We start from the raw sequence: 17,367 nt of genomic DNA, 5'->3' as shown, positions 1-17,367 counted from the left end.
TAGCATCAACCCCCGTGCGACCGGACCGATCAACTCGAGCGTTCACCCGTTACCGCCTGATCGCCCTCGTCTCCGGGCTCCTCGGATTCGTGCTGGCGCTACTGACACCGCTGTTGCCGGTGCGGCAGGACCAGGCCACGCTGGACTGGCCGCAGGCCGGGCTCAGCAGTGTCGAGGCGCCGCTGGTGTCGTATCAGCCGTTGCGGCTGAGCGCGACGCTGCCGTGCTCGCTGATCCAGGCGGTGGGCTCGGGCACGGTGCTGTCCACCGTGCCGGTCTCGTCCGGACAGGCCACCGCCACCGGGCTGGTGGTCTCGGTCGCCGACGGCACGCTGTCGGTGGTGCTGCGCGATGTGCCGCTGCTGTCCGCGCCGGTCGCCGAGATCACCGCGGCCGGGTGCGCCGCACTCACCGTCGACTCGACGGCCGCCGCGACGGCCACCGAGATCACCGGCGCGAGCCGGCAGGACGGGACGCCGTTCCGCAACACCGTGACTCGGGACATCCGGCCGCAGATGGTCGGTGTGTTCACCGATCTCGAAGCGGGTCGGCTGGACGGCGCGCGGGTGCACGCCGACATCGACTCGCGCTTCTCCTCCTCGCCGTCGGTGCTGAAGCTGATCGCGATCATCGCCGCGGTGGTGTTCACCATCGTCGCGCTGCTCGCCCTGCACCTGCTCGACACCAGCGATCGGCGCCGGGCGCGCCGGTTCCTGCCCGCGCACTGGTGGCGGTTCACCGTGACCGACGCGGTCGTGCTCGGCACGCTCGGGCTGTGGCACTTCATCGGCGCCAACACCTCTGACGACGGCTACATCCTGAACATGGCGCGCGCCTCCGGGCACGCGGGGTACATGGCGAACTACTACCGCTGGTTCGGGGTGCCGGAGGCGCCGTTCGGCTGGTCCTACGAGGTGCTCGCCTGGATGACCCGGCTCTCCGACGCCAGCCCGTGGATGCGCCTGCCCGCCCTGCTCGCCGGAGTCACCTGCTGGCTGGTGATCAGCCGGGAAGTGTTGCCGCGCTTGGGTGCCCGGGTACGGCGGAACAAGGTCGCGCTGTGGACGGCCGGGCTGGTGTTCCTCGCGTTCTGGCTGCCTTACGACAACGGGCTGCGGCCCGAGCCGCTGATCGCGGCGGGCGCGCTGCTCACCTGGTGCTCGATCGAACGCGCCATCGCCACCGGGCGACTGCTGCCCGCGGCGATCGCGGTGCTGATCGCGGGGTTCTCGCTGGCCGCCGGGCCGACCGGGCTCATCTGTATCGGTGCGTTGATCGCGGGATCGCGGCCGGTGCTCCAGATCATCATCAAGCGGGCGCGCGGGGTGGTACCCGCGGTCGGTGGTGGGGTGGCCGAAAGCCCCTCGGGTGCAATGGGACTCGACGACGCGGACGAAAAGAGTGTTCCGGCGGCGAAGTCCGGCACTCGACCGTCCTGGGCGACAACGCTGTTCCGCTACCTGGCCCTGCTCGCGCCCGGCCTGTCCGCCGGAACCCTGGTGCTGGTAGTGGTTTTCGCCGATCAGACGCTGTCCACCGTGCTCGAAGCCACCCGGGTGCGCACCATCGTCGGGCCGAACGTGGCCTGGTTCGACGAACGCACCCGATGGGATTCGCTGCTGATGCTCTCGCCGGACGGCTCGCTCGCGCGCCGGTTCGGTGTGCTGGTCATGCTGCTGTGCCTGCTGGTCTGCGTGTTGCAGGTGCTGCGCAAGGGACGCATCCCGGGCACCTCGCGCGGGCCGTCGGTGCGGATCCTCGGCATCGTGTTCGCCTCGCTGGTGCTGATGATGTTCACGCCGACCAAGTGGACGCACCACTTCGGCGTGTACGCGGGACTGGCCGGATCGCTGGCCGCGCTGGCGGCGGTCGCGGTGGGCAGCGAGGGAATTCGCTCGCCGCGCAACCGGGCGCTGTTCGCGGCGGCGGTGCTGTTCCTGCTCGCGGTGACATTCACCGGGTCGAACGGCTGGTGGTACGTGTCCAGCTACGGCGTGCCGTGGTGGGACAAGGCGCCGCTGTTCGCGGGCAAGGGTTTCTCCACGCTGTTCCTCGGGCTCAGCGGGGTCGCGCTGATCGTCGCGGTGTGGCTGCACTATCGGGAGCCGTATCGCCGGCCGCGCACGACGCCGCGCCGGTTCGATCGGTTCGCGAGCGCGCCGCTGACCATCGCCGCGGCGCTGCTCGTGCTGTTCGAGGTGGCGTCGCTGGCCAAGGCGGCGGTCGCGCAGTACCCCGCGTACTCGGTGGCCAAGTCGAATCTTCAGTCGTTGACCGGAGATTCGTGCGCGCTGGCGAACGAGGTGCTGGTGGAGACGGACACCGCCGACTCGGTGCTGCTCCCCTTCACCGGCGCACCCGCCGACGGATTGGCCGCGGAGTCGAAGGGATTCACGCCCAACGGGGTCGCCGACGACCTCACCGCCGACGCGGATGAAACCGTGTCCGGCGGGGCCAACTCGGTCAACTCCGACTCGAAGAACAAGACCACCAAGACCACCGGTGCGGGCACCGGCGGCGGTACCACCACGCAGACCGGCATCAACGGCAGCACCGTCGCGCTGCCGTTCGGGCTGGACCCGGCGACCACGCCGATCATGGGCAGCTACCAGGAGGACGAGCAGACCCAGGCCTCGCTGACCTCTCAGTGGTATCACCTCGACCTGGCCGACAGCATGCGCCACGACCCCGCCTACCAGGTGCTGGCCATCACCGCGGCGGGCCGGATCCGGCACGTGGACGCCGACGGCGTGGTCACCTACGGCCAGGAGCTGCACCTGGAATACGGCGTGCGGGCGGCGGACGGCTCGGTGCGCAAGCTCGGCTCGGTCGACCCGATCGACATCGGACCCGCGCCGTCCTGGCGCAACCTGCGGGTGCCGCTCGACCGGCTGCCGGTCGAGGCGAACGCGGTGCGGCTGGTCGCGGTGGACAACGACATCACGCAGAAGCAGTGGCTCGCGGTCACGCCGCCCCGGCTGCCCAAGCTGGCCACGCTGAATTCCGTTGTCGGCTCGGACAATCCGGTGTTGCTCGACTGGCACGTCGGGCTCGCCTTCCCGTGCCAGCGCCCGTTCGATCACCACGACGGCGTCGCCCAGGTGCCGAACTGGCGGATCCTGCCCGACCGGGTCGGGTCCGATGCGTCCAATGCCTGGCAGGACGACATCGGCGGCGGGCCGCTCGGCTGGACCGGGCTGCTGCTGAAGTCCGAAACCATCCCCAGCTACCTCGATCACGACTGGTCGCGCGACTGGGGATCGCTGGAGAAGTTCACCCCTTATGACAAGGGCGCGAAACCGGCTGAGATCGGCGTCACGGTGCAAACGCGGTCCGGGCTGGCCGAGGACGATCCGATCCGGGTTCGGTAGCCGCCGTTGCCGTTCCGCGACACCGGACCAGCCGGTTCGGTGTTGCGGGGCCGCAAAGATGTTGTAAACAGACCGGTTGGACGGCAAAAACACCGCAGGATCGCAGGACGAAAACCACAGAAATCCGTAACCTGTGCACTATGACGTCGGCTTTCGACCACATGGATCTGCGTGACCTCGTCGGTCTGCTCACCGCAGATGAGCAACGCGAACTGCGCCCCGCGGTGCTGCGCGTCCTCGACCGCCTCCCCTCCCAGGAGGTCCTGCGCCGCGAACTCGGTCTGCGTATGACCAAGGTCTGAGCAACCCACCAGCGACTACCGGCCGCGCCCGCCGAGGGCCGCCCCGCCGGTAGTCCACCGCACGCACCCCATCTGACGGGCGAACCACGCCCGGCGCCTCACGGCACCAGCACCACCCGCCCCCGCAACCCGCCTTCCGCCAACCGCCGCTGCGCCGTCCCCACGGCGTCCAGCGGCAACGTCTCAGCGACCCGCAGCGTCAGCTTGCCCGCATCGACCCGGGCCACGAGTTCCTCCAGCTGACGGCGATCCGAACGCACCAGCACGGTCGTTACTGTGGTGCCGCGCAACGGAATCGGCGTCGCGGCCACACTCACCGAAACGAACCTTCCGCCGCCTCGCACCGCGGCCAACGTCGCAGGACCCAGCGCCGCAGCATCCAATGCCGCGTCCACACCGCCCGCCACCACCTCGCGAACCGCATCCGGCAAACTCCGTGTGCGCGGCACGAAATCTGTCGCACCGAGGGCCCGCACAGCCGGCTCATCCGCAGCAGCCGCTGTCGCGATCACCCGAATACCCTGCGCCGCAGCCAGTTCTACCGCGAATCCCCCGACCGCACCGGCGGCGCCGGTAACAAGCAGCGTCTCACCGTGCCGCAGTTCGAGCGCGGCCAGCGCCTGCATCGCGGTCAGCCCGTTGAGCGGAATCGTCGCGGCCGCGACCGGGTCCACCGAAGTCGGTGCGGGAGCGACATTTCCGGCATCGAGCACGACGTAGTCCGCCTGGGCCGCCAGCGACACATCGAGCCGATCACTGATCCCGATCACCGCCTGCCCCGGCTCGAACCCCGCTACGTCTTCGCCGACCGCGTCGACGGTGCCCGCGACATCCCAGCCAACACCCCACTGCTCCCGGTCGGCGGCAAACAGGGTGCCGCCCACACCATCCCGCACCATCAGATCCACCGGATTGACCGCCGCCGCTGCGACTTCGATCCGCACCGCACCGCGCCCCGGTTCCGGCGTCGGCACCTCGGCAAGCTCGACGACACCCGGCTGCCGGACGACCACTGCACGCATGTTCTTCCTTACTGCTCGACTGCGACAAACCTAAGCTCGGCTACTATCCAACAGGTAGTAGTTACCTGAGAGTGCGTAGCGGACAGCGAGGTGAGCACATGCCGACAACCACTGCGGCTCAACGCCGTGAACAGGCAAAAGACCAATACGACGCCTACCTGGCGGACTGCCCCGCTCGGCTGCTGCTCGACCGCATCAGCGACAAATGGGTCAGCCTCATCCTCGGCGCCCTGGCCGACGGCCCCCTCCGCTACGCCGAACTCAACCGCAAGATCGCCGGCGTAAGCCCCAAGATGCTCACCCAAACCCTGCGCACCCTGGAACGCGACGGCCTCCTCGACCGCCGCGTAACCGCAGCAGTCCCAGTCCGCGTCGACTACGAACTGACCGAACTAGGCCAAAGTCTCAAACCAGTCATGCAAGCCATCAAGTCCTGGGCCGACCAACACATACCCGACGTCCACCAAGCCCAAGCCCGCTATGACAATGACCGGGCGTAGCAGGTTCGCGAACGATAGTCTTGACCCATGACCGCGGCATTCGACGACATGGACCTGCCCGCGCTAGTTCGGCTACTAACCGAAGACGAGCAGCGGGACCTGCGACCCGTTGTGCTGCGTTTGGTCGCCAGCCACGGTCGGCCTACCGAACAACATCCGACCACCCCGGCACGCCGTCTGTCTTTCACCGGAACAGTCGAGGCCGCACCGGACTTTGCCACCACATCCCAGGAGGTACTCCGGCGCGAACTCGGCGGTGGTGCGTGATCATTTGCGATACCGGCCCGCTCCTGGCCATTGCGAACAGCAAGGACAGCGAGCACATAGCCTGTACAGCCGCGCTCGCCGACGCGCCTGGCCCGCTGATTGTGCCCAGCACAATCGTGACCGAGGTCTGCTACATGCTCGCCAGGCTTGGGCCACAGGCCGAGGCACAGTTCTTACGCGCCCTGGCCGCGGAGGAACTACAGGTCGAACCGCTGACCTCGTCCGACTTCGGACGCATGGCCGAATTGGTCATTCAGTATGGCGGCTTTCCGCTCGGAGCAGCTGACGCATCGGTGGTCGCGGTTGCCGAACGTCTCGGGGTAACCACCGTGGCTACGCTCGACCACCGCCATTTCCGCCAGATCGTGCCCAAGCACTGTGCCGCGTTCACTCTGCTGCCAGGCGAAGAGCAGTTGGCTCGGCACCAACGACGCTAGACCTGTTCATCACAACTCCTATTCGAAACCCAACAACCGCAGGCCCGTCGGGGAGGCTGGTGCCTTCGCGACGGGCCTGCGGTTGTTCGGTGGTGTCTAGAACACTCGGAGTTGGCCGGGGGACCAGAAGCCGGAGCGGGTGGTGGTGCCGGTTTCGAGCTTTGCGGGGGTGGCGGAGCGGTCGTATTGGTCGTAGCGCTCCAAGGAGCCCCAGTCGCGGGCCCAGTTGTCCTTGAGGTAGGTCGGGACCGTCACGGACTTTGCCAGCATTTGGGCGAAGCCGAGGAGGCCGCCGAATTCTTCGGCCTGCCAGGTGTTGGTGGAGCTGATGGCGAGCGGGCGGTCGGGCAGGATGCGGTAGCCGGGGACCTCGGCGACGCCGTTCTTGTGATAGAGCGGGCGCTGGCAGGGGAATTGCAGGCCGACGGCCCAGTCCTCCAGGACCGGCTGCTCGGAACCGATGAAGGTGTTGAGCGACTGCAACTTCGGCATCCGCGGCGGGGTGAACGCCAGCCACTGGTCGCCGATCAGGATCGGGTCGTTGGCGACGATGCGCACCGCGTCGGCGTCCGGCGCGATCTCGGCGAGCGGGACGCGCAGGTTACGCCAGGACGGGAACGGGCCGATGTCGCGCGGCAGATAGGTGCCGAGCTTCTCGACGCTGCCGTCCGGCAGGTGCTTGCCGTAGTCGACGGTGAGCGACTGGCCGTACTTGGTGTCGCCGGTGTCGTCCACGGACAGGATGCGGCCGGCCGCGGAGATCACCACGAGCGGCTTGTCCTCCGACCGCGGCGCGAGCCCGTACCAGCTGGAGGTGAGGTGCGCGGGCTGCTGCACCCCGCTCTGGTAGCTGCCGAGGATCGGCGTGGTCGCCGGGTCCAGGCCGAAGGGCAGGGCCACGGTGCTGCCGTTGACGCCGCGCGCACCCTGGCCACCGCCGGTGCCCGCGCTCTGTCCCTCGGCGAACGCGGCGCCGACCGACTGGGTGGAGGTGTTGCCGGTGCCCGGCTTCACCTCGACGCTGTCGGCGGACAGGTCGTTCGGCACGCCGTTCGGATCGAAGCCGACCGGGTCGACGCCGGCCAGCGGGTCGTTCGGGTCGGTCAGCGGGTGGGCCGGATCGGCGATCGGCTGCAACGCGCCGCCGTTCGGATTCTGTTCGACCAGAACGTCATTGGCGAGACCGCAACTGCTGCCGCCGATCGCGTCCAGATTCGACCGGGCGATCGAATAGGCCGGGTACTGCGAGACCGCGCCCTTGACCAGCGAGAGCACCTCGAGCAGCACCATCAGCGCGGCGACGACGGTCAGCGGGATGGCGGCGAACTTGCGAATCCGCTTGCCCCGCGCCGACTTCGGCGAGGCCTCCGGTTTCGCGTAGCCCTCGCGCAACGAGTGCCAGGCGACCAAAGCCAGTGCCAGACCGAACAACCCGAGCATCAGGGTGTTGGACTGGTAGCCGTGCAGCGAGATCCGCTTGTCGAACCACGGCACGCCGAAGCTGGACACGTACCAGTAGCCGTTGATGCCGGAGAACGACAGCGCGAGCACGAACAACAGCCCGGCCAGGAAGATCGCGCGATTCTTCCGCGCGCGCAGCGCCGACGCCGAGACCGCGACCGCGGTGACCGCGGTGACCGCGGCCAGCGAACCGGCGATGCCCGCGTACGCGCCGAAGTGGTGCGTCCACTTGGTCGGGTTGAACATCATGAAGAAAATGGTGCCGAAGACGACGCCCATCAACCGCCAGGTCGGCCCGCTCGCGATGCCCGGAACCTGCCTGCGCCGCAACAACACCAGCATCGTGGTGAACAGGCACAGCAGCATCACCAGGAAGGCGAACCGGCGGGCCAGCGAGCCGTCGACGGTCTCCACGAACAGGTAGTAGTAGCGCAGGTAGTCCTCGTACCAGGCCAGGTTCGGCCCGGTCACCTGACGCACCCGGTTGGCCTCCTGGATGCCGGCGAAGGTCTGGTCGGTGTACACCGCGATCAGCACCAGCAGCCCGGCCGCGGCGATCGGCGCGAGCAGCGGCAGCGTGGACCACCACTTCGCCCCGTCGGAGCCGAACTGCCGTCGTTTGCGCACCACGATCCGCACCAGCGGACGGATACCGGCGAGCAACGCCGCCACACACATCAAGCCGGTCGGCGCGGCCGCCAGGGTGAACGCCGCGACCAGGACCGCGACGCCCGCGGGCAGCAGCCGCCCGGTCGCGATGGCCCGCTCGATCGACACCCAGGTGAGCAGCGCGCCGAGCGCGACGATCGGCTCCGAGCGCAGGCCGTTGTCGAACGGCAGCCAGAACGCGAGGAACACCAGGCCGCCGGTCCACAGCGCAACCTTGCTGTTGCGCACGCCGCGGCCGAGCCGGGGCACCACCTCGCGGCTGATCACCATCCAGCAGAGGATGGCGCAGAGCAACGCGGGCACCCGCACCCACGCGCTCGCGGTGGAGAACTCCGCGAACAGCTGGATCACGTAGTAGTACCAGCCGAACGGCGCCTCCGGCACGCCGTACCAGCGGAAGTAGTTGGCCATGTAGCCCGCGTGCGGCGCGACCCGCACCATGCTCAGGATGTAGCCGTCGTCGGAGGTGTTGGCGCCGACGAAGTGCCAGACCAGCAGCGTGCCGATGATCGCGCCGTCGGCCCAGGTCGGCTTCAGCCAGTTGGACGGCAGGAAGCGGCGGTGCCCGCGCCCGTCACTGCCGTCGAGCCGGGCCAGCGCCGCGAGCGCGACCAGGGTGCACAGCACCGCCGCGATCATCGCGATCAGCTTGATCGCGGTCGGGCTGCTGGAGAAGCGGGTATCCACGGTCATCTTGAACGACAGCCCGTCCGGCACCGCGCCCTTGAGTTCGGAGAAGACGCCGACCACCTGCGGACGCAGGTCGCTGTTCATGGTGCCCTCGACCGGGACCTCGATCTGCTGCCCGCTACCGGCCGGCGCCTTCGGGTCGTCGATCATCCGGGTGAGGCCGGTGAACTCCGCGTGCGTGCTCTGGTTGTCGGAGGTCAGCACCAGCGCCGAGCAGCGGTCCATGTCCGACCGCGGCGCCGACACCACCACCGCGTTGCGGTCGACCACGTCCACCGAGGTGTCGGACACCCGGATGAACAACGCCTCCAACGCGGCTCGGTCGCCCTGCGGCGGCGCGGTGGCCAGCAGCATGCCGCCGCGCTCCGGCAGCTGCGCGACCGCGCTGCACGGAATGCTGGCGCTCAGGTCGATCGGGACCTGAGACATCAAGGGGGCCTGCACATTGCCGAGCTTGCCGTCCTGCGGCCAGTTCAGTTGCGCGGTGGTCTGGGTCACCGGCAGGAACGGGGTGGCCAAGGCGAACAGCGCGCCGAGCAATCCGGCGACCAGCGCGATTATTCGCGCGGTGCGGAAATCGGCCGAAGAGGCCGCTGGCACGGCGGGCGGTTTCGTCAGGACAGCAGTAGCGGCGTCGGGCACGATTGGCAATGCTAGCTGTAGCGCCCCGCCACGTCTCGAGGCCAGGCTAGTCCGCGTCAACGAGTCTTTAGGTCGAGCTCCCCGCCGCCGCGCGTCTTTAGGCCGACTTAGGTGCGCAGTAAGTTTCGCGGCCGCCGGCGGATAAGTTCCGAATCGCGTCGGCGGCGTACCCGCCGAGTTACCCGGCTTCTCCCGAGATCAGTTGCCGTTTCTAGATCAATTGAAATACGAAATGAACTTTGCGCGCCCCGACCTGGACAAACATCACAGGGCCCGGCCGTATCTCGAGACCGGCAAAAGGCGGGCGGTGGCGGGCTGGCAAGGTGTGGGTATGACCAAGGTGAATCTCACGACGAATTACGGACCGATCGTCCTGGAACTTGACGACCAGAAGGCGCCGAACACGGTGCAGAACTTCGTGGATTATGTGAACGCGGGTCACTACAACGGCACCATCTTCCACCGCGTCATTCCCGGCTTCATGATTCAGGGCGGCGGCTTCGAGCGCGGCCTGCGGCAGAAGGGCGTGCAGGCGCCGATCCAGAACGAGGCCAACAACGGCCTGAAGAACGACAAGTACACCGTGGCGATGGCGCGCACCAACGACCCGCACTCGGCGACCGCGCAGTTCTTCGTCAACGTCTCCGACAACGCCTTCCTGAACCACTCCGCGCCGACCCCGTCCGGCTGGGGCTACACGGTGTTCGGCAAGGTCGTCGAGGGCACCGAGGTGGTCGACAAGATCGCCGCCGTGTCCACCGGCAGCGCGGGCGGGCACCAGGACGTGCCGACCGACGACGTCGTGATCGAATCCGCCAGCCTCGGCTGAGGTAGCCCGACTCGGGTGAATCGGGCCGCGCCCCAACGGGATGCGGCCCGATTCCGGTATTACAGCGGCAGCAGGTGGTGCTTGCGCGGATTGCGCGCCAGCGACTTGTCCCGCAGCAACTGCAAGGCCTTGCGCAGCTCCAACCGGGTGTTGGCGGGCTCGATCACCGCGTCGATGTAGCCGCGCTCGGCGGCCACCCACGGCGTCGCCATGGTGGCGTTGTAGAAGTCGATCATCTGCTGGCGCATGGCCGCCCGCTGGTCCTCCGGCGCGGCCGCGATCTGCTTGCCGCCGATCAGGCTCACCGCGCTCTCCGCGCCCATCACCGCGATGCGCGCGGTCGGCCAGGCCAGGTTGACGTCGGCGCCGAGCTGCTTGGAGCCCATCACCGCGTAGCCGCCGCCGTACGACTTGCGAATCACGACAGTCACTTTCGGCACGGTCGCCTCCACGTAGGAGAACAGGAACCGGCCGCCGCGCTTGATCACGCCGATCTTCTCCTGCTCCACGCCCGGCAGGAAGCCGGGGGTGTCGACGACGAAGACCAGCGGGATCTCGAACGCGTCGCACAGCCGCACGAAATGCGCCGCCTTGTCCGAGGCCCTGGCGTCCAGCGCGCCCGCGTAGACCATCGGCTGGTTCGCCACCACGCCGACCGGACGACCGTCGACCCGGGCGAAGCCGGTGATGACGTTGCGGCCCGCGGTCGCGCCGACCTCGTGGAAACCGCCGTCGTCGAAGATCCGCAGCAGGATGTCGTGCATGTCGTAGGCGGCGTTGTCCGAGTCCGGCACCAGGGAATTCAGTTCCCGGTCGCTGTCGGTGAGCTCCGGCTCCAGGCCGGGGTTCACGATCGGCGCCAGTTCCTGACAGCTGGTCGGCAGGAAGCTCAGGTAGTCGCGCACCCACTGGAACGCCGACTTCTCGTCCGGCGCGACGTGATGGATGTTGCCGTACTCCGCCTGGCTCTGCGCGCCGCCGAGCTCCTCGAGGCTCACGTCCTCGCCGGTGACCTCGCGGATCACCTTGGGGCCGGTGACGAACATGTACGCCTCTTCGGTCGCCACCACCACGTCGGTGTTGATCGGGGCGTACACCGCGCCGCCGGCGCACTTGCCGAGGATCATCGAAATCTGCGGCACCAGACCGGACAACGGCTCCTGCCGCCGGCCCAGCTCGGCATACCAGGCCAGCGAGGTCACCGCCTCCTGCACGCGCGCGCCGCCGGAATCGTTGATGCCGACCACCGGACAGCCGACCTTGGCCGCGTACTCCATGATCCCGGCGACCTTGCGGCCGAACATCTCGCCGACCGAACCGCCGTAGACGGTCTGGTCGTGCGAGAACACCGCCACCGGCCGGCCCTCGACCAGGCCGTGCCCGGTGACCACGCCGTCGCCGTACAGCGCGGTCGGGTCACCCGGCTTACGCACCAGCGCACCGATTTCCACGAAGGTGCCCGGATCGAGCAGCATGTTGATCCGGTCACGGGCACTGGGGATGCCCTTCTTCGCCCGCTTCGCCACTCCCGCTTCGCCCGCCGGTTCCTGCGCGAGATCCAATCTTTTACGCAGGTCGGCGAGCTTCTCAGCAGTCGTGCTCACGTGGCCCCTTTCGTCAGTCACCCCTGAGGGGTTATCACCGCAAGCTTCGCGGTGAGGTCGGCTCCGATCTTTCCGATCCGCGGTTCGTCGACGATCTGCAGGTGGTCGCCCGCGATGTGGATGACCTCGAGCTTTGGAATGTATTCGTCCCAACCACCATTCGGGCGCCGATCGGCGAAACGGGGTTCCAGCTCGATCATGCCGTCCTGATAACGATCGGCGAGGTAGAGCACGACATCGCCGTCGTAACGGGTCGGCGTGGTCTTGGCCAGGTGCCGGCTCTCGATCCACGAGGTGCGCTGATGTTCGAGCACGCCGCCGGGAATCTTGGTACCGCTCATCTTGACCAGGTCGCTGATCATCTTGAACTGCTCTTCGTCGGAAGCCGCGGCCAGCGTCTCCAGCTGTTCACGGTCGAGCTCGCCCTCGACGCCGTAGGTCTTCTTCGCGAAGACCTGATAGCGCTCGATGCGGCGCACCCGCTCCTCGGGGCTGTTGTCCTCGTCCGCAACCGGCAGCGCCAGGTCGATCAGGCCGACATTGCGCACATCGGCGCCGTCGGCCCGCAGCAGCTGGGCGACCTGCAGCGCGAACACCGCGCCGAGCGACCAGCCGTAGAGGACGTACGGGCCGTCACCCTGGATCTTGCGCAGCTCGGCCACATACTGCTGCGACCGCTCCAGGATGTCGCCCTCGACGCGTTCGAAGCCGTACATCGGGGTGCCCGCCGGGAGCCGCTTCAACAGCGGTTCGTAGACCAGCGTGTTGCCGCCGGACGGGTGGAACACGAAGACCGGCACGGCATTCGAGCCCGCTTCGCGCGCCCGCAGCGGCCGGATGAACCCGTCCACGTCGGCCCCGCTGTCCTGCAGATTGCGCACCACGTCGGCGAGCTGCTCGATGGTCTCGCAGTCGAGCACGTCGTCGACTGTGACCTCGGCCTTGACCCGCTCGGTGAGCCGCTCCGCCAGCTTCTCGGCGACCTCCTCCTCGAGGATCGGCAGGGTGTTGAAGATGCCGCCCGCCGACTTGCCGGTGACGATCGCCCAGGTGGCGAAGGTCAGGCGCTCGGCGGCGTCGCGGGGTGGCACGTCGTCCTCGTCGGCCGCGGACGGCGCACCGAAGACCGGCGTTGCCGGGGCGGGGGCCGCTTGCGCCGTGAGTTCCTCGGCCGCGCCGATCACGGTGGTGTCCACCTTGTCGAGCGACTGCTCGATGGCCGACTCCTTCGCCTCCGCCGCGGCGGCCTGCTCGGCCGACACCGGAGCGGGGGGCGCCGTCGCGGGCCCGGCATCGGTGATGCCCGCGGCCGCTTCGGCCTCGGCGACGATCTCCGCGGCCTCCGCCTGCACCGACGTGGTCTCGATGTCCAGCGAAACACCTTCCGTGGCAGCCGCTTTCGCGACCGCCTCGGCGGGGTCCGCACCGGCCTCGACCGCCGCGCGCGCGGCGGCGATGAATCCGCCGTCGACCACGATCTCTTCACCCGCGGCCTGCCGCGCGGCGACCGCCTGCATCTCTTCGCGATGCTCGACGGCGTAGCGCAGCACCTTGCCGACCTCGTTGAGGTTGGCGTCGCGCACGGCCTGGATCTGCAACTGCGGGATGTCGAACTCGTACTCGACGCGGTTCTTGATCCGCATGGCCATCAGCGAATCCAGGCCCAGCTCCATCAGCGGGATCTCCATCGGGAGGTCCTCGACCGCGTAACCCATGGACTCGGCGACGATCAGCGCGAGCCGGTCGTCCAGCGACTGGCTGCCGTCGGGATCCCACCGGTCACCGAAGGTCTCCACGACCTCCAGGTCCGCGTCGCCCGCGGGCTCGAGCGCGGCGGCGGCCGGAACAGCCTCGGCCGCAACGGATTCGGGCAGCGGCGCACCGGAGGTGACCACCGCGTCGAACAGCAGCCGGAAGGTCGCGCCGTCCTTGGCGTGCACCTGCACCGACGCACCACCGGGGTGCGGGGTGAGCGTGGTGGTCAGCGTGCCCGCGGACGGAACGGCGCCGTGGGCGATCGAAGCACCCAGCGTGACATCGCTGAGCACCTGTGCCGCAGCGGCATTCACCAGCGCGACGAGGTCGCCCGCCGACGCGGCCTGCACCTCCCACGCGTGCCTGCCGTCCGGCAGCGCCACGTGCGCGCCCGGCGCCCCGGTGTTCCCGGTGGCGGCCAGCGAGACCTTCGGCCAGAACTCCTTGCGCACGAACTTGGTTCGCGGAACGTCGGCGTAGTCGCCCGGAGTCAGCAGCGAGGACAGGTCGACCTTGTGCCCGTGCACGTACAGCTGGGCCAGCGCGCCGATCACACCGGCGGCCTCGTCTTCCTTGCGCTTGAGCGTCGGGATGAGCTGTGCGTCGTGCAGGCCCGCGGCGAAGGTGGTGCCGAGAACCTGCATCAGCGCAACGGAATTCGGCGCGAGTTCGAGGAAGGTGGTGTGCCCGGCATCGACCGCCATCTTCACCGCGTTGGTGAAGTAGACGCTGCCGCGCATGTTCTTGACCCAGTAGTCCTCGTTGTGCACCGGATCGCTGCCGGGGCGGTAGAACTCGCCCTTGTGCACGGTCGAGTAGAGGCCGGTCTTCAGCTTGGTCGGCTCGATGCCGGCCAGTTCGGCGGCCAGTTCGCCGAGCAGCGGATCCATCTGTGAGGTGTGGCCCGCGCCGCGGGTCTGCAGTATCCGGGCGAACTTGCCCTCCGCCTCGACCCGCGCCACGATCGCCTCGACCTGCGCCTGCGGGCCGCCGATCACCGTGTTGGTCGGCGCCGCGTACACGCCCACCTCGACGTCCGGGTAGTCGGCGAGCAGCGCCTCGATGTCCTCGGCGCTCTTCTCGACGAGCGCCATGTTGCGCACGTCGTCGTCGGTGATCATCTGCTCGCCCTCGTACATCAGGCGCGAGCGCGCGCAGATCACCCGCACCGCGTCCTCGAGCGGCAGGCCACCGGCGATGTAGGCCTCGGCGACCTCACCCATCGAGTGGCCGACCACCGCGTCGGGCTGCGCGCCGTGCGCCCGCAGCACCGCGGCCAGGCCGATCTGGATGGTGAAGATGCCGACCTGCGAGGTGCCGACGTTGTAGTCCTGGCTGTCATCGAGGAACAGCTCGCGGATCGAGTAGCCGGCCTCGTCCTCCACCAGCACGTCGACCTCGTCGACGGCCGTTGCGAAGATCGAATTCTCCAGGTAGAGCCGCTTGGCCATCTTGCGATGCTGCGCACCGAAACCGGAGAGCACCCAGACCGGTCCCATGACCGCGGGCGCGTCGGCGGTGAACACCCCGGCGCCCGGCTTGCCCGCCGCGATGGCGCGCAGGCCGGTGACGGCCTCGTCGTGGGTCGCGGCGAGCACCACGCCGCGCGAACGCCAGTGGCTGCGCTTGGCCAGCGATCGGGCCACGTCCTCGAGCGAAACGTCGCGTCCCGCTTCGGATTCCAGCCAGTCGGCCAGTTCGGCGGCGGCCCTGCGGCGGCGCGAGGGCAGATAACCGGAGACCGGCAGGATCACCGGCAGCGGCTCGGTCCGCTCTTCGGTCCATTCCGCCACGGGCGCAACGACTTCCGCGACCGGGACCACGGCTTCCGCCTCCGCGACTGCAGGTCCCAGGTCTGCAACCCCGGCCCGCCGCACGTCTGCACCGATTTCGTCGTCTGCCTCGGCCGCTTCGACGACCGCGTCCGCTTCCGCGATCACGTCGGTGGTCTCGTCCTCGAGTTCGGCGTCGAGCGCGGCGGCGGAATCGACCGCCGCGGCCTCGACCACGGGTTCAGCGATTGCCGCGACCTGGGCCGAAGCCGGAACGTATTCCTGCACAACGACATGCGCGTTGGTGCCGCCGAAGCCGAAGCCGGAGATGCCGACGGTGGCGGTGCCGCTGTAGCGCGGGAACTCCGTGGGCTCGACGACGACCTTCAGCCGCGACTGATCCCACGGGATGTACGGGTTGGGGCCCGCGTAGTTGATGTTCGGCGGAATGACGTTGTGCTGCAAGCCCATCAGCACCTTGGCCAGGCTCGCCACACCCGCGCCGGACTCCAGGTGGCCGAAGTTGGTCTTGGCCGAACCGAGCAGCGCGGGCTTGTCCTCGTCGCGACCGCGACCGACCACCTTGGCCAGCGCGTCGGCCTCGATCGGATCGCCGAGCGGGGTGCCGGTGCCGTGCGCCTCGATGTAGTCGACGGTGGACGGCACGATGCCCGCGTCCCGGTACGCCCGGCGCAGCACGTCGGCCTGGGCGTCGGGGTTCGGCGCGAGCAGACCGTTGGAGCGGCCGTCGTTGTTGACCGCGGAACCCTTGATCACGGCCATGATTCGATCGCCGTCACGTTCGGCGTCGGCGAGGCGCTTGAGCACGAACACGCCCGCGCCCTCCGAGCGGACCATGCCGTCGGCATCGGCGGAGAAGGCCTTGATCCGGCCGTTCTTGGCGACGCCGCCGCCCATGTCGAAGCCGAGGGTGGCCATCGGCGCCAGGATCATGTTCACGCCGCCGGCCAGTGCCACATCGGCATCGCCGTCACGCAGCGCGCGCACCGCCTGGTGCACCGCGACGATGGTCGACGAGCACGCGGTGTCGACGGTGACCGACGGGCCGCGGAAGTCGAAGAAGTAGGAGATCCGGTTCGCGATGATGCCGTTCGAGCTGCCCATGATGCCGTACGCCTGCGCGGACGCGGGTACGTTCGGGCCCTGCTCGGCGCCGAGCCCCAGCGCGGAGATCAGCATGAAGTCGCTGGTGGACGAGCCGACGAACATGCCGACCGGCTGCCCCTTGAGCTCGCTCGCCGGAATTCGGGCGTGCTCCAACGCTTCCCAGGTCAGCTCCATCATCAGGCGCTGCTGCGGATCGACCCGCTCGACCTCCAGGGGCGACATCGCGAAGAACTCCGCGTCGAAGCCCTTGACCACGTCCTGGTCGAGGTAGCCGCCGAGCGTGTTGCCCTCCGCGATGGCCTTCGCCGCCGCGGGGTTGCTGGCGAACTCCTCCCAGCGGCCTTCGGGCAGCTCACGGATCGCGTCGCCGCGGCCGATGAGGAATTCCCAGGTCGATTCCGGGGTGTCGCCCGCGCCGGGCAGCCGGGTGGACAGGCCGACGATGGCGATGTCGTGCGCCTCGCCCGGCTGGTAGCCCTCGGTATAGAAGGCGTCGCCGGACGCGTCCTCGACCGGCTCCGGCTCACCGTTGATGACCATCTCGGCCAGCGAGGCGATCGTCGGATGCTGGAAGTAGGCGGTCGCGGTGAGCACGACGCCGGTCAGCTCCTCGATGTCACCGACCAGCGCGATGGCGTCGCGCGAGGCGAGCCCGAACTCCTCCATCGGCCGGTCGACGGTGATCTGCTCGACCGGTTGATTGATCGCCTCGGCGACCCAGTTGCGCAGCCAATCCCGCAGCTCGGAGACCGTCATGTCGGTCTGTGCGCCGCCGGGGGTGGAGGCGGCGACCACCTGCGCGGAAGCCTGTTCGGCGTCCGCGTCGGCGGGCAGGGATTCGGTCGTGGTGGACGTGCCCTCGTTGTCAGCCATCAATTCCTCAAGCTACCTGTCTGCGTACCGGGTGTCGGCGTCCGA

At 68.7% G+C, this 17,367-nt stretch carries 10 protein-coding genes; 6 read left to right on the top strand and 4 right to left on the bottom strand.

Translation table 11 applies throughout. The features are described from left to right. The first annotated feature begins 14 nt into the window (after positions 1-14). Both F3087_RS05465 and F3087_RS45830 read left to right on the top strand, forming a co-directional pair. Positions 15-3,371: an arabinosyltransferase domain-containing protein gene (locus F3087_RS05465; protein ID WP_150400605.1), complete on the top strand. Its 3,357-nt coding sequence runs from the start codon at positions 15-17 to the stop codon at positions 3,369-3,371. A 140-nt stretch (positions 3,372-3,511) separates the two neighbouring features. Further along, positions 3,512-3,673, top strand: coding sequence for a hypothetical protein (locus F3087_RS45830; protein WP_191093775.1), 162 nt, complete (start codon positions 3,512-3,514; stop codon positions 3,671-3,673). Positions 3,674-3,771: 98 nt separating this feature from the next. Here F3087_RS45830 and F3087_RS05460 read toward each other — a convergent pair whose 3' ends face one another. Next, entirely contained in the window at positions 3,772-4,695 is a 924-nt protein-coding gene (locus F3087_RS05460) for an NADP-dependent oxidoreductase (RefSeq protein ID WP_150400604.1), read from the bottom strand. 98 nt (positions 4,696-4,793) lie between these two features. On the opposite strand from F3087_RS05460, the gene F3087_RS05455 reads away from it, so the two are divergent. The 3 genes from F3087_RS05455 to F3087_RS05445 are packed head-to-tail and all read left to right on the top strand — an operon-like array spanning position 4,794 to position 5,899. Beyond that, a complete protein-coding gene (locus F3087_RS05455) occupies positions 4,794-5,195 on the top strand; it encodes a winged helix-turn-helix transcriptional regulator (RefSeq protein ID WP_150400603.1) in 402 nt (133 codons plus the stop codon). Positions 5,196-5,222: 27 nt separating this feature from the next. Further along, entirely contained in the window at positions 5,223-5,462 is a 240-nt protein-coding gene (locus tag F3087_RS05450) for a hypothetical protein (protein WP_150400602.1), read from the top strand. Then, complete coding sequence (locus F3087_RS05445; RefSeq protein WP_150400601.1) at positions 5,459-5,899, top strand: type II toxin-antitoxin system VapC family toxin; 441 nt, start codon at positions 5,459-5,461, stop codon at positions 5,897-5,899. Before F3087_RS05450 ends, F3087_RS05445 begins: the two co-directional genes overlap by 4 nt. Positions 5,900-5,995: 96 nt before the next feature. On the opposite strand, the gene F3087_RS05440 is transcribed toward F3087_RS05445, so the two are convergent. Further along, positions 5,996-9,361: an arabinosyltransferase domain-containing protein gene (locus F3087_RS05440; RefSeq protein WP_150400600.1), complete on the bottom strand. Its 3,366-nt coding sequence runs from the start codon at positions 9,359-9,361 to the stop codon at positions 5,996-5,998. Positions 9,362-9,692: 331 nt separating this feature from the next. Between F3087_RS05440 and F3087_RS05435 the strand changes: the two genes are divergently transcribed. Continuing rightward, positions 9,693-10,190, top strand: coding sequence for a peptidylprolyl isomerase (locus F3087_RS05435; protein WP_150400599.1), 498 nt, complete (start codon positions 9,693-9,695; stop codon positions 10,188-10,190). Positions 10,191-10,249: 59 nt separating this feature from the next. On the opposite strand, the gene F3087_RS05430 is transcribed toward F3087_RS05435, so the two are convergent. Both F3087_RS05430 and pks13 read right to left on the bottom strand, forming a co-directional pair. Beyond that, positions 10,250-11,794, bottom strand: coding sequence for an acyl-CoA carboxylase subunit beta (locus tag F3087_RS05430; protein ID WP_150400598.1), 1,545 nt, complete (start codon positions 11,792-11,794; stop codon positions 10,250-10,252). 17 nt (positions 11,795-11,811) lie between these two features. Beyond that, positions 11,812-17,322 (bottom strand): polyketide synthase Pks13, encoded by a 5,511-nt coding sequence (gene pks13, locus F3087_RS05425; RefSeq protein ID WP_150400597.1) that lies wholly within the window; start codon positions 17,320-17,322, stop codon positions 11,812-11,814. Positions 17,323-17,367 lie beyond the last annotated feature (45 nt).

This window comes from Nocardia colli, assembly GCF_008704205.1.
In the GTDB taxonomy this organism is placed as follows: Bacteria; Actinomycetota; Actinomycetes; order Mycobacteriales; family Mycobacteriaceae; genus Nocardia; species Nocardia colli.
Note: the sequence above shows the minus strand (reverse complement) of the source record. Positions and strands in the feature narration are given on the sequence as shown.